The 13,332-nt window shown below is 70.5% G+C and carries 11 protein-coding genes; 4 read left to right on the top strand and 7 right to left on the bottom strand.

Annotated elements, in window-relative coordinates; genetic code table 11:
• Positions 1 to 15 precede the first annotated feature (15 nt).
• Positions 16 to 987: a helix-turn-helix transcriptional regulator gene (locus Pmi06nite_RS06930; protein WP_203952030.1), complete on the bottom strand. Its 972-nt coding sequence runs from the start codon at positions 985 to 987 to the stop codon at positions 16 to 18.
• 119 nt (positions 988 to 1,106) lie between these two features.
• Between Pmi06nite_RS06930 and Pmi06nite_RS06925 the strand changes: the two genes are divergently transcribed.
• The 3 genes from Pmi06nite_RS06925 to Pmi06nite_RS06915 are packed head-to-tail and all read left to right on the top strand — an operon-like array spanning position 1,107 to position 4,439.
• Positions 1,107 to 2,687, top strand: coding sequence for a peptide ABC transporter substrate-binding protein (locus tag Pmi06nite_RS06925; RefSeq protein ID WP_203952029.1), 1,581 nt, complete (start codon positions 1,107 to 1,109; stop codon positions 2,685 to 2,687).
• A complete protein-coding gene (locus Pmi06nite_RS06920) occupies positions 2,684 to 3,613 on the top strand; it encodes an ABC transporter permease (RefSeq protein ID WP_239113736.1) in 930 nt (309 codons plus the stop codon). The genes Pmi06nite_RS06925 and Pmi06nite_RS06920 overlap by 4 nt, the downstream gene beginning before the upstream one ends.
• Positions 3,600 to 4,439, top strand: a complete 840-nt coding sequence (locus tag Pmi06nite_RS06915) for an ABC transporter permease (RefSeq protein WP_239113735.1) — start codon at positions 3,600 to 3,602, stop codon at positions 4,437 to 4,439. Before Pmi06nite_RS06920 ends, Pmi06nite_RS06915 begins: the two co-directional genes overlap by 14 nt.
• A 22-nt stretch (positions 4,440 to 4,461) precedes the next feature.
• Here Pmi06nite_RS06915 and Pmi06nite_RS06910 read toward each other — a convergent pair whose 3' ends face one another.
• The 6 genes from Pmi06nite_RS06910 to Pmi06nite_RS06885 form a co-directional block, all read right to left on the bottom strand.
• On the bottom strand, positions 4,462 to 4,956 hold the full coding sequence (locus Pmi06nite_RS06910; protein ID WP_203952028.1) for a hypothetical protein: 495 nt from the start codon (positions 4,954 to 4,956) through the stop codon (positions 4,462 to 4,464).
• 22 nt (positions 4,957 to 4,978) lie between these two features.
• On the bottom strand, positions 4,979 to 6,334 hold the full coding sequence (locus Pmi06nite_RS06905; protein ID WP_203952027.1) for a M20/M25/M40 family metallo-hydrolase: 1,356 nt from the start codon (positions 6,332 to 6,334) through the stop codon (positions 4,979 to 4,981).
• Complete coding sequence (locus tag Pmi06nite_RS06900) at positions 6,331 to 8,187, bottom strand: prolyl oligopeptidase family serine peptidase (RefSeq protein ID WP_239113734.1); 1,857 nt, start codon at positions 8,185 to 8,187, stop codon at positions 6,331 to 6,333. The genes Pmi06nite_RS06905 and Pmi06nite_RS06900 overlap by 4 nt, the downstream gene beginning before the upstream one ends.
• A gap of 137 nt (positions 8,188 to 8,324) precedes the next feature.
• Positions 8,325 to 9,449: a C39 family peptidase gene (locus Pmi06nite_RS06895; protein ID WP_239113733.1), complete on the bottom strand. Its 1,125-nt coding sequence runs from the start codon at positions 9,447 to 9,449 to the stop codon at positions 8,325 to 8,327.
• Positions 9,450 to 9,635: 186 nt separating this feature from the next.
• Positions 9,636 to 10,844 carry an elongation factor Tu gene (tuf, locus tag Pmi06nite_RS06890; protein WP_203952025.1) on the bottom strand — a complete coding sequence of 403 codons (1,209 nt, stop codon included), beginning with the start codon at positions 10,842 to 10,844 and terminating at the stop codon, positions 9,636 to 9,638.
• A 238-nt stretch (positions 10,845 to 11,082) separates the two neighbouring features.
• Positions 11,083 to 12,240 carry a DUF5925 domain-containing protein gene (locus tag Pmi06nite_RS06885; protein ID WP_239113732.1) on the bottom strand — a complete coding sequence of 386 codons (1,158 nt, stop codon included), beginning with the start codon at positions 12,238 to 12,240 and terminating at the stop codon, positions 11,083 to 11,085.
• 150 nt (positions 12,241 to 12,390) lie between these two features.
• Between Pmi06nite_RS06885 and Pmi06nite_RS06880 the strand changes: the two genes are divergently transcribed.
• Positions 12,391 to 13,173, top strand: a complete 783-nt coding sequence (locus Pmi06nite_RS06880) for a peptidoglycan recognition protein family protein (protein WP_239113731.1) — start codon at positions 12,391 to 12,393, stop codon at positions 13,171 to 13,173.
• The last annotated feature ends 159 nt before the right edge of the window (positions 13,174 to 13,332 follow it).

Raw genomic sequence — 13,332 nt, 5'->3', positions numbered from 1 at the left:
GCGAGGGCCGACTCCCTATGCCATGTCGAGTCGGCAGAGCCCCTCGGCGATGACCTTCGTGGTCAGACGAGTACGGCTGTCGCAGCCCAGTTTGGCGAAGATGTGCTCCAGATGGGTCGTCACCGTCCGCACGCTGAGCACGAGCGCGGCGGCGATCTGCGGGTTGGAGTCGCCCTGGGCGACCCGGGTGAGCACCTCGACCTCCCTGACCGTCAGGTCGTAAGGAAGCTCGCACGGGCGCTCCGCGACGACGGCGCCCTGGATCGCGCCGCGGAACCCGACTCCGGCCCGGTGGATCCGCACCTCCCGCCACCGGCCGTCCCCGTCCAGCCAGAGCCCCCGGCGGGACAGTTCGCGCGAGTCGATGAAGGACCTGGCCAGCTCGGCCATGGCGGGTTCGGACGCGAGCGCCTCCGAAGAGGGCCAGCCGGCGACGTCCCTGCGCCGCCCGCCGCGCTCGAAGGCCGCGGCGCGGAAGCCCGGCGGCAGCCCGAGCGGGTCGATGACGCACCGGGTCATGTCGGTGAGGTGGGCGAGCGCGGGCGAGACGGCGGTGACCACCGCACCCGTCTCCGGTGGGAGGTCGTCTCGCGAGCCGAGATGGAGCAGGCCGGTATAGCGGCCCTCGCTCAGGAACAGCGGTGCGGTGATCCCGGCACGCCACCCGTACGGCTCGAGGTGGCGGCGGAAGTAGCGCTCGGTGCCGGGGGAGCCCATGGCGACCGGCTCCCTGAGGTTCATGGCCCTGCGATAGGGCGCCAGGCGCGCGTACTCCTCGGCCGCGTCGTCGTCCACCCGCCCGTACCCCTCGCACACCAAAGAGCGGTGGCGGCCGGTCGCCGGGTCGAACCCGACGAACTCGTAGGCCTCCACCGGGATGACCTCGCGCAACGCGGCCATCGCACCGTGCGCCCCCTGCCGGGCCACCTGGAATCCCAGCTCCGCGAGGGCCTGGAGGTGGCGCGCGCTCAGGCTGATCCGTTCCATGGGACCTCCATGGTCAGCCTCCCGCACCACAATCTGCAAAGGAATACGTAAAGCTTCCGATGTAGTGGAGTGGCCCGTTATCTACCCTCACCGGCAACACGACGGAGAGACGGGGGCCGATGAAATTCAGCGGAAGAGGGACCGCGGCCCTCGCGGTGGCGGCGGTCATGTTCGGCGGCGCGTGCGGGGGGTCCCCGGCGACGTCGGCGACGAGTGAGTTCTCGGTCGCGCTGACCGAGCCCGACCATCTCACTCCCGGCAACACCTCGAGCAGTTACTCCCAGACCGTGATCGACGCGCTCTTCGACACGCTGGTCTACATCGACGCGCAGGGAAAGCCGCAGATGCGGGCCGCCGAGTCGGTGGCGAGCACCGATCAGAAGGTCTGGACGATCAAGATCAAGCCGGGCCGGAAGTTCGGCAACGGCGAGCCGGTCACCGCCCAGAGCTTCGCCGACTCGTGGAACGCCGCCGCCTACGCCCCGAACGGCTGGACCAACAACTACTACTTCGCCAACATCGAGGGCTACGACGCGCTCAACCCCGAAGAGGGCGATCCGGCGACCGACACCATGACCGGGCTCAAGGTGGTCGACCCGGACACGCTGGAGGTCACGCTCACCGGGCCGTTCAGCCAGTTCCCCGTGACGCTGGCGTGGATGGCGTTCGTCCCGATGCCGAAGGCCGCGTTCAAGGACCTCAAGGCCTACGACCAGGCGCCGATCGGCAACGGCCCCTTCGTCCTCGACGGAGCGTGGCAGCATAACCGGCAGATCAAGATCAAGAAATCCCCGACGTACACCGGTGAGCGCCCGGCGCGTTCCGACGGCGTCCTGTTCAAGATCTACGCCAGCCGCGACACCGCGTACACCGACCTGCGGGCCGACCGGGTCGACCTGCTGCAGACCATCCCGCCGGCGAGCGCGTCCGAGGCGAAGCGGTTGCTCGGCGACCGGTTCCTCGCGACGCCCGGCGGCACGATGGACTATCTCGGCTTCCCGCTGTTCGACAAGCGGTTCGCGAGCGCGGATCTGCGCCGGGCGTTCTCGATGGCCATCGACAGGAAGGCGATCGTGGACGCCGTCTTCAACGGCGCGTTCCAGCCCATGTCGTCGCTGCTCGCGCCACTGGTCCCCGGATACCGGGCGGACGCCTGCGGCGAGGCCTGCGTCTACGACCCCGCGAAGGCCAAACAGCTCTTCGACCAGGCGGGCGGATTCAGCGGCACCCTGAACCTCTACTTCTCCAACGCCGATCCCAGCTATGAGCAGTGGATGACGGCCGTCGCCAACCAGCTCAAACAGAACCTCGGCATCAAGGACATCACGTTCAAGAAGCTCCCGGCCGCCGACTACCTCCCGACGCTCCGGGCGCACAAGCAGGACGGCCCGTACCGCAACAACTGGGTGATGGACTACCCGAGCCCGCAGGACTACCTCGAGTACATGTGGGGCGCGGGCAACCGGATGGGCTGGGAGAACAAGGAGTTCGACGACCTGATCAAACAGGCGAACGCGGCGCCGAGCTTCGACGCCAGCCTGCCGATCTACCAGCAGGCCGAGGACATCGCGCTCGCCGAGATGCCGATGATGCCGCTGTGGAACTGGCAGGACCAGATCGGCTACTCCACCCGGCTCGGCGACGTCCAGATCACCCCTTACAGCGCCAACCTCGACAAGATCACGGTCAAGCGGCAGTGAGGTACGCCGCGCACCGCCTGGCCCAGGCCGTGCCGGTGTTCTTCGCGACCACCTTCGTGATCTACGCGATGGTGTTCGTGCTCCCCGGCGACCCGATCCTCGCGCTCGCCGGGGACAAGCCGGTGCCGGACCAGGTGCTGGACGTCATGCGGGAGCACTACCACCTCGGCGACCCGCTCCTGGTCCAGTACGGCCGCTACATGCTCGGCCTGCTGCACGGCGACCTCGGGGAGACGTTCACGGGTCAGCCGGTGAGCGAGCTCCTTCAGGACCGCTGGGGGGTGACCGCCCAGCTCGCGACGACCGCCTGGATCTTCGAACTGGCCGTCGGCGTCGGCCTCGGCGTCGTCGCCGCGGTGCGGAGAGGCGGGGTCGCCGACACCGCCGTCCTCGCCGGGACGACGTTCGTCATCGCGGCGCCGGTGTTCGTCGTCGGCTACACGGCCCAGATCGTGCTCGGGCTCAACCTGGGGCTGTTCCCGACGGCGGGGACCGACGAGGGCTGGCCGGGCAGCTACCTGCTGCCCGGAATGGTCCTCGGCTCGTTCGGGCTCGCCTACGTCGCCCGTCTCACCCGGACCTCCCTGGTGGAGAACCTCCGGTCCGACTACGTCCGTACGGCCACGGCGAAGGGCCTGCGCAGAAGACGGGTCGTCGGCCTGCACGCCCTGCGCAACTCGCTCATCCCGGTGGTGACCTTTCTCGGGGTCGACTTCGGCAACCTGATGGCGGGGGCGGTCGTCACCGAGGGCATCTTCAACCTGCCGGGGATCGGCCAGCAGGTGTTCCAGTCGATCCAGCTCCAGGAGGGGCCCGTCGTCGTCGGCGTCACCACCGTGCTCGTCATGATCTTCATTGCGGCCAACCTGGCCGTCGACCTCCTGTACGGCCTGCTCGACCCGAGGATCCGCCGTGCTCGCGCGTGACGCCTGGCGGGAGATGCGCGGCCGGGTGGTGTTCTGGCTGTCCGCGGTCGTCCTGGCCGTCGCCGTCGCGATGGCGGCCGTCCCCGGCGTCTTCGCGGCCATGGGCCCCAACGACGGCTGCGACCTGCGCATGTCCAAGAAGGGCCCCGCATCCGGCGCGGCCTTCGGCTACGACCTCCAGGGATGCGACTACTGGTCGCAGATCGTCCACGGCACACGGGCGTCGATCATGATCGGCATCGCGGTCACGGTCGCCGCGCTGGCCATCGCGATCGTGCTCGGCCTGCTCGGCGGGTTCTATGGGGGTCTCCTCGACGCGCTCATCTCGCGGGTGACCGACGTGTTCTTCGGCATTCCCTTCGTGCTGGGCGCCACGGTCGTCCTGGTGGCCTTCCCCGACCACGGCATCTGGGCGATGACGCTGGTGCTCGTCCTGCTCGGATGGACCACGATGACCCGCCTGATGCGCGGCCAGGTCATCGCCGTCCGGAACATGGACTTCGTCGAGGCGGCCCGCATGCTGGGCGCGAGCGACCGGCGGATCATGTTCCGGCACATCCTCCCGAACGCGATCGCGCCGGTCTTCGTGGTGGCCATGCTCAACGTCGGCAACGTCATCGCCGGCGAGGCGACCCTCGACTACCTGGGCGTCGGCCTGCAGTACCCCGACGTCTCATGGGGCCTGCAGCTCAACGTGGCCCAGTCGTTCTTCGCCGAGTACCCCCACCTGCTGATGTTCCCCGCGTTGTTCCTCACCGCGACCGTGCTGAGCTTCCTCACGCTCGGCGACGTCGTCCGCGACGCCCTGGACCCCCGCCTCCGCTGACCCGCCGGGGCCCAGGGCAGGCTCACGGGGCGCCGGTGCGGGTGGCGCCCTCCGGCCAGAGGATCCTGACCTCTATCGAGCGCCGCCGCGCCGCGCTGACGACCTCGGCCGTGCCGCCCTGCCCCTGCGCCGGCCGGCCGTCCCACACCGCGATCAGCAGGTCGACGTCCACGAGCAGGGCCGTGTTCGCCGCGTGGTAGGTCGCCGGAGTGGGGGCGTCGTACGGCAGGTGGAGGACCCTGCGCGCCAGCCCGAGCAGCCGCTCGAACGCCGCGCGGTCACGCGCGGGCAGGCAGCCGCCGTAGTCGCGGGCTGGGACGATCGCCTCCAGCGTCCCTCCCAGGCGCAGCACCAGGTCGGCGAAGATCTGGTCGGCGCCGGGGGCCAGGCACGAAACCCCGACGATGGCGGGAGCGTGCTCGGCGAGCTCCCGCCGCATCGCGGAGCCCACCAGGTCGGTGGTCGCGGGGGTCAGGTCACGGTGGCCGGTGACCGCCACACGCAGCCCGTCGCCCATGGTCCACCTCCCATGAACGTTTCTACCCGCTCGTGAGGCCGCCCGCGCCCGCGGATTCCGTGGGGGAGTCCGCCGCTGTTTCCGTGCCCGACCGCGCGCCCGGCTCTGTGGCCGGCTCCGCGGCGAGCAGCCGGTCGAGCACACGGACGCCGAACTCGAGGCCCTCGACGGGGACCCGCTCGTCCACGCCGTGGAACATGCCGAAGTAGTCGAGACCGGGCGGCAACAGGAGGGGGGCGAAGCCGTACCCCCTGATGCCGATCCTGGCGAACGACTTGGCGTCGGTCCCGCCCGTCATGACGTACGGCACGGGCCTGCCCGTGGGGTCCTCCGCGAGCAGGGCTGCGGCCAGGTCGTCGAAGAGCCCGTCGGCGGGGGAGGACACGCCCTCCTCGAAGCTGACGAACTCCCGGGTGACCTTGGGCCCGAGCAGCCGGTCGATCGTCGCCAGGAACTCCTCGCGCATGCCCGGGAGGAACCTTCCGTCGACGTGGGCCTCGGCCGTGCCCGGGATGACGTTGACCTTGTATCCCGCGTCGAGCATCGTCGGGTTGGCCGAGTTGCGCAGCACGCCCTTGAACAGGATGCCCGCACGGGGGAGCCGCTCGATCTCCTCGTCCAGCCGTTCGAGGTCGATCGGCGTGCCCAGGGCTTGGGACAACTCGTCGATCAGCCGGGCCACCTCGGGCGTGAGCCGTACGGGCCACCGGTGGTCGGCGATCCTGGCGACCGCCCGGGCGAGCTCCGCGACCGGGTTGTCCACCGCGGGCTTGGAGCCGTGCCCGGCCACTCCCCGCGCGGTGAGCCGCATCCACGCCGTGCCGCGCTCGCCGACGGCGATCGGATAGATCCGGGTGCCGCCGTCGTGCCAGCTGAAGCCGCCCGATTCGCTGATGGCCTCGGAACAGCCTTCGAACAGGTCACGATGCCGCTCGACCGCGTGGCCCGCGCCGTACTCGCCGGTCGCCTCCTCGTCGGCGAGGAAGGCCAGCACGAGGTCGCGCTTGGGTCGCCGGCCCTGTCTCGCCCAGGCGAGCGTCATGGCCAGCGTGCCCTTCATGTCGACGGCGCCCCGGCCGTGCACGCACCCGTCCAGCACCTCCCCGGAGAAGGGGTGGATCCGCCACTCGGACGTGTCGGCGGGAACCACGTCGAGGTGCCCGTGGATCAGCAGCGCGTCGTCGCTGTCCCCGGGGATCCGCGCGACGACGCTCGTCCGCCGCGGCGCCGACTCGAACAAGATCGGCTCGATGCCGGCCTCGTCGAGCAGCCCCGCGACGTACTCCGCGGCCCGCCGCTCACCCGGCCCGTCGCCCGTGCCGTCGTTGGTGGTGTCGATCCGCAGCAGGTCCGAACAGATCGTCGCCACGTCGGTCATGTCGTCTCCTCGCCTCGTCCGCCCATGTCGGGGGCGCCTGGGCCTTCCAAGGTAAGGGAGGGAACCTCCGGCGTCGGAAAGCCGAAGATCAGGCCGTAGAAGGCGAGTTCTGTCTCCAGGACGGCGACGATCGTCTCCTCGCGCCGCCATCCGTGCTGTTCCCCGGGGAAGGTGCGGTACGCCCACCGGCCCCCGTGCCGCGCCAGGGCCGCGGCGAACCGCCCGGACTGGGACGGGTCGACGACCGCGTCCTCCAGGCCGTGCATGAGCAGAGCCGGACCGGACGCCCGGCCGGCGTGCAGCAGGGGGGAGCGGTCGGCGTACCGCCGGCCGGCCTCGGGAAGCGGTCCGATCAGCCCGTCCAGGTACCGCGACTCGAAGTCGTGCGTCTCGGCCGCCCAGCCCTCGGGGTCGGAGATGCCGTAGTGCGAGACCGCGCCGCAGAAGACGTCGCTGTGCACGAGGGCGGCCAGCGAGGTCCATCCGCCGGCGCTGCCGCCCCGGATCGCCACCTTCTCCGCCCGCCCCGACGCGATCAGCCACCGTGCCACGGTCTCACTGTCGCGGACGTCCACGACCCCCCAGTTGTGCCTGAGCCGCTCGCGGTAGGCCCTGCCGTACCCGGAGGAGCCGCCGTAGTTCACCTCCGCGACGCCGATGCCCCTGCTCGTGAAGTAGGCGACGGTCAGATCGAGGATCGGGGCGGCCGAGCTGGTCGGGCCGCCGTGGACGAAGACCACGTACGGCGCGCGTCCGTCAGGCCGCGCGCCGCCCGCCGGTCCGCCGTCGGGGACCCCCGCGGCGCCGCGCGGCGCGTAGAGGTGGACGTGCACGCCGTCGACCGTCACCGGCTCAGGCGTGGGCAGCAACTCGCCCGGCGGCAGCGTCTTGCCCGCCGACAAGACGGTCCGCGCGCCGGTCTCCACATCGATGCGGACCACTTCATGCGGCCTGTACGGCGACGCGCCCACGCCGAGCGCGTACCGGCTGTCGGCGGACACCGTCGGGCTCCAGAACGCGTAGGAGCCGCCGATGTCCCTGATCGGCGTGCCCGCCTCGGGGTCGTCGATCACGCCGAGGCGGCGCTCGTCCGCCGTCCCGTGCATGGCGACGATCCTGTGGCCGGCGAGGGCGAAGAAGGTGTTCCCGATCCTCCAGGAGGCGTCCCCGAACTCCTGGTCCGCCGGGGTCAGATTGCGGCTCGTGCCGTCCATGCCGACGAGGTGGATGTTCCACCACCCGGTCGGGTCGGCCACCGCGTAGAGGCTGCCGGAGTCGCGCCACTCGGCCTGCACGATCGAGGTGCGGCCGTCCCCGCCGCCCATGAGGACCCGGTATGGGCCGCCCTCTGCCGGCGCGACGCAGAGCTCTGTGGCGTCCCACGGCATGTCCGGGTGATTCCAGCCGATCCACGCGATGTGCTGCCCGTCAGGCGAAATCCGTGGATTCATCAGGAAGTGATGAGACTTGATCAGGCTGCGTATCGGGGAGACGCCGTCGAGGGGAACCGCCACGATCTCCCTCGTGACCTCGCGACCGCCGCCGATCTCACGGACGCACAGGATCTCGCCGCCCTGCCCCCCGCTCTCCCCGTCGCCGCGTCCGTCTCCGTCTCTGTCGTCGTCTCCGTGCTCGTCTCTGGGCCTGCCTTCGTGGACGACGAGGTCGCCGTAGCGCGCCGGGCCCTCCGGAGTGAGCGGGACGGGCTCCTCGCCCGGGGCGCACACGTAGATCCGCCCGTCGTCCCAGTTGGTGAAGATCAGCCGGCCCCGGTGCGATCGCCATGATCGCCCGCCGTACTCGATGACCCTGTTCCTGGCATTCCAGCCCTGCGGGAGCACGTCCTCGACCATCCCGCTCGCCGTCCTTCGTACGACGCAGCGGCGGCCGCCCTCATGGGGCCGCGACTCATCCCACCAGGCCTCATCGCCTGATATTTCGACCCAAAGTGGATGGTCATCCGTACGAGCGACGTCGGAGGCGTGAATTCTCACCAGTTTCCCTCGGAGTCTGGAAGTGGAATACCGGGCGGATGCACCACATGGACGATGCCCCCGCTGCCTCGCTGCCAGACCCCCTCGAAGGCGGCGCGCGGGTAGATCCTCCGCACGGTGTCGTCCGTCGGCGCCGCGGGGTCGTTGACGACCACGTCGCCTTCCGGGGTGAAGCCGACGACCACCATGAGGTTGCCGCTCGTCGAGTATCCCGAGCCGGGCAGTTCGTGATCCCGGAAGGACTGCGAGGTGATGACCGGGATCGCGGCCGAGATGAACCTCTCCAGCTCGTTCAGCGAGCGCAACCGGGTCACGAACCCCTCGAGCCCGTAGCGGCCCGCGTACGCGACGCAGAAGGGCCAGTTGCCGGTTCCCTGGTAGCTGTGGTCGTACACGTCGCGGGCGGCATGGTCGACCGACGGGCACGGATCGCCCGGCCGGACCCAGCTCAGCTCAGCCGGTGCGGGCCCCCGCCCCCAGTAGCCCAGCACCATGGCGAGCGAGGCGGGCCCGCACCACGAGTCCCCGCCCCCGTCCCATTCCGGGTAGTGCCCGCTGTGGCTCTTCTGCGACCTGGGCGGCACGTCCAGTTCGACGCCGGCGGTTCCCGGCGCGCTCGGCCGGCTCCCCGGCCGCACGGCCGACGCCATCACGCCGATCGAGCCCACACGGGCGCCCTCGCCGTGCAGGGTGACCCGGATCCGGTAGGCCGTGACGGGCCGGGCGGCCACGAAGGTGTCCACCGCGACGTCGCCGTCCCCGTCGCCCTGGCCGGGCAGGGAGGTGCGGTGGATGTCGGCGTCGCCCTCAGCCCAGCGGGCCATCACGTACCACTTGGTGAGCGCGCCGCTCGTCGTGCGGGCGCGCAACTCGATCTCCAGCCACGTACCGGGGGGCGTCCGCGCGATCCACGAAGGCACCAGAGCGGTCGCGGGGAAGCCGATCTCCCGCTCCTCGGAGGTCCATCGGACGTACGGCCAGGCCGTGGTCCTTCCGGCCCCGAAAGGGTCGGTGTATGTCGCCACCCCGCTCTCCCGCGGTTCGACGGCCCACCGGTGAAGGACGACGCGGCTCAGTCCGGCCGGTAGCAGGGTGACCACCTCGCCGATTGTTGTTTCCACCCTGATGGGGCACATCGGATGGTTTACGTATCCGTCATGTGGAACGTTACATGGCTGTCTCGCGGTAGCTCACGGTGACCGTCCATCGCCAGGCGGGGTGCGACGCCTGGCGGCCGGCACGGCGGAGGGGCTCCCGTGGAACCCCTCCGCCGTCTCGCAGGCCGCGTTCGGACAGCGCCCTGCCGCTCAGTCGAGCGGCGCGACGACCGTCCCCGCGCCGACAGTCCTGCCGCCTTCACGGATGGCGAAGCCGAGGCCCGCCTCGATCGCCACCGGCCTGCCCAGCTCGACCGTCACTTCGACGGTGTCGCCCGGCAGCGCCACAACCGCGCCGGGCTCCGCGCCGTCTCCCGGTCCCGTCAGTTCCATCCGGCCGGGCACGTCGGCCGTCCGGAGGAAGAACTGCGGGCGGTAACCGCTGACGACGGCCGTGTGACGCCCGCCCTCGGCGGCCGTCAGCAGGTACACCCTGGCCGTGAACCGCCGGTGAGCGGTCTGGCTGCCGGGGGCCGCCAGCACCTGGCCGCGCCGCACCTGCTCGCGGCGGACACCGCGGAGCAGCAGGGCGGCGTTGTCGCCGGCCTCGCCCCTGTCCATGGTCTTGCCGAAGGTCTCCACCCCGGTGACCACGGCGGTGACGCCATCGCCGATCCCGACCGCCTGAACGGTGTCGCCGACCTCGACCGTGCCGCGCTCGATCGCCCCGGTGACGACCGTCCCGCGGCCGGTGACGCTGATGACGTTCTCCACCGGCAGCAGGAAGGGCGCGTCCGTGTAGCGGACCGGCACGGGGACGGTGTCGTCGACGGCCTCGAGCAGGGCCACGATGGACGCCTCCCACTCCGGGTCGCCCTCGAGCGCCCGCAGCCCGGACACCCGCACGATCGGGACGTCGTGGTAACCGTGCTCGGCGAGCAGGTCCCGCAACTCCAGCTCGACCAGGTCGGCCAGCTCCGGGTCCGCGCCGTCGGCCTTGTTGAGCGCGACGACGACGTGCTCCACCCCCACGCGGTGGGCGAGCAGCACGTGCTCCCTGGTCTGCGGCATGATCCCGTCCAGGGCGGACACCACGAGGATCGCACCGTCGAGCTGCGCCGCCCCCGTGATCATGTTCTTCACGTAGTCGGCGTGGCCCGGCATGTCGACGTGGGCGTAGTGCCGGGTGGCGGTCTCGTACTCGACGTGGGAGATGTTGATGGTGATCCCCCGCATGGCCTCCTCAGGAGCCCGGTCGATCCGGTCGAACGGCACGTACTTCGCGCCGCCCCGCTCGCTGAGGACCTTGGTGATGGCCGCCGTCAGCGTCGTCTTGCCGTGGTCGACGTGCCCCATCGTCCCGATGTTGAGGTGCGGCTTGGCCCGTACGTAGGCCTGCTTGGCCGTGTTGGTGGCCATGTCCCTTTCCTTCGATGCTCGTCTGAGATCGTGACCCGCGCGGAATGGTCGACCCTTCCCCGCCGGGTCACTGAGGACGAACGGGAAAGGGTCAGCGCTCCGCGCCGTCGAGCGGCATCGAGGCACGCGCCGGTGCGCCCGCGGTGGCGGGCGTCACGAGGAGGGCGTGCCGGAACATGCGTTCATGATCCCGTGGCAGCCGCAGGCGGGGCAACCGGTTTTCCGCGGGACCGGCTGCTCAGAGGTAGAGCCCCGTTTCCGCGGAAACGGCGGGAACCGCGGAGGGCTCGGGCGCCCGGCCCTCGCGGAGGGCGAAGAGCTCGGCCAGCGTGGCGCCGTCCGCCCCGATGCCCTCGCGGCCGCCGAGCCAGGTCGCGGCCTGCTCGGCGTCCAGCTTGCCGACCTCGATCTGGGCGAGACATCTGCCGGGCCGTACGACGGCGGGGTGCAGCCGGTCGAAGTCCTCGTTCGTCGTGATGGCGACGAGAACGTCCCTGCCCTGCCCGAGCAGGCCGTCGGTCAGGTTGAGCAGACGCGACAGGCCCTGGCCCGTCGACTGCTTGGCCTCGGTGCGGATCAGCTCGTCGCAGTCCTCCAGGACGAGCAGCCGCCAGCGGGACTCCTCCTGGTCGGGCCCGTCATGGCCGACCGCCACGCTCATCAGGTATCCGGGACTGCCGAAGAGCAGTTCCGGGTCCAGAACGCAGTCGACCTGGCACCATGACGCCCACTCGCGCGCGAGGCTGCGTAGCAGCGTCGTCTTCCCCGTGCCCGGCGGGCCGTGCAGCAGCAGGAGCCTGCCGGTGATGTCGTCCGGAGTGACGGCCATGAGACCGTCGAGCCGGCCGGCGGCGGCGCGCGAGTAGTTCCGGCGCACCGACTCCCACGTGGACGTGCTGATCGGCTTGTTGGAACGGCGCGGCCCGTGGGCGGACATCCACCAAAAGCCCATCTCGACGTGATCGTCGTCGTCGGGCGCCGGTTCCTCGGCGTCGCGGATCGCCTCTTCGAGGACCGAGCAGACCAGGTCCTCGCTGACGGCGGTGACGGTGACGGTGGCCGACCGGTTGCCGTGGCGGACCACGCGGAGCATCCAGCCGTCACCCTCGATGAGCCTGGACTCGGGACCGTCCACGTGCTGGGCGACACGCAGCACGCGCCCGCCCGCGGCGGTGAGCAGGGCGTCGGAGCGCACGCGGTCCAGGTTGGCGGTGCGCGACCACGGCTGGGCGCCGGTCGCGAAGGGCGACAGGGCCAGGGCGTCGATGACGTCGGCCGGGCTGTCACCGTCGTCCAGCCACACCCGCATCGGCAGGGATTCGGGCACCGGACGCGGCGCGGCCGCCGGAACCGGCTCTGAGCTGGGGGAGAAGTGAACCTCCTTAAGAACGGACATGTTTCCATGATCTCCGGCAGTGATCCCGATGTCGATTGATTTACCGGAGTCGTCGGCATTGCCGAGTGTTTAGGCAGGCGGATATCGGTAAAAGTGCATACCTGTTGGACCGATCCCGATTACGATCAATCCGCAAATTTAATCCCCCTGGTGGAGAACGCTGTGGCCATCGATCTCGTGACCCGTGCCGAATGGGGAGCCCGCGCCCCCAAAGGTTCCTACTCCTCACTCGCCTCCACGAAGGGCGTCAAGGTCCACTACACCGGCGGGCGGGTCGACCCCGCGATCGTGGACGACCACAAGAAGTGCGTCGCCATGGTGAAGTCGATCCAGAACTTCCACATGGACGGAAACGGCTGGCTCGACATCGGCTATTCGATGGTCGCCTGCCCGCACCGGAAGGTCTTCGTCGGGCGCGGGCCCAAGCACCTGCCCGCCGCCAACGGGGCCGGGCTCAACTCCGGCCACTACGCCGTGCTCGCCCTCGTGGGCAACTCCGGGCTCGTCAAGCCGAGCGACACCCAGCTTCTCGCGATCCTCGACGCGATCGAGTACCTCCGCGACAAGGGGAACGCGGGCAAGGAGATCAAGGGGCACCGCGACGGGTACGCGACCGACTGCCCGGGCGACCAGCTCTACGCCTGGGTCAAGAAGGGCGCCCCCCGGCCTGGCGGCGGCACCCAGAGCCCTCCCCCCTCGACGCAGGCGCCCAAGTACCCCGGCCGCCTGCTGAGGTACCCGCCGATCATGCAGGGCGACGACGTCCGCAAGTGGCAGGCCCAGATGAAGAAGATCGGCTACGACATCGTCGCGGACGGCTACTACGGGCCCAAGTCCAAGGCGGTGTGCGTCAAGTTCCAGAAGGAAGAGCGTCTGGAGGCAGACGGGATCGTCGGCCCGATCACCTGGAAGGCGTCGTTCGCCGCCAAGTGATCAGGTAAGTGATCAGGCAAGTGATCTGGACTGCGGGAGAAGACGCAGGTCCGGCCGGGCCGGCCGTACGCCCCGTCGCAGCGGGACGCGGCCGGCCGGAACGGCCACGACACGCTAGGCGGGGGCCCATGGCGTTGATCGCCCCGGGCTCGGCTTAGC

Origin of the sequence: Planotetraspora mira, assembly GCF_016863275.1 — a bacterium.
Lineage (GTDB): Bacteria > Actinomycetota > Actinomycetes > Streptosporangiales > Streptosporangiaceae > Planotetraspora > Planotetraspora mira.
This window is presented reverse-complemented; position numbering and strand designations above follow the sequence as displayed.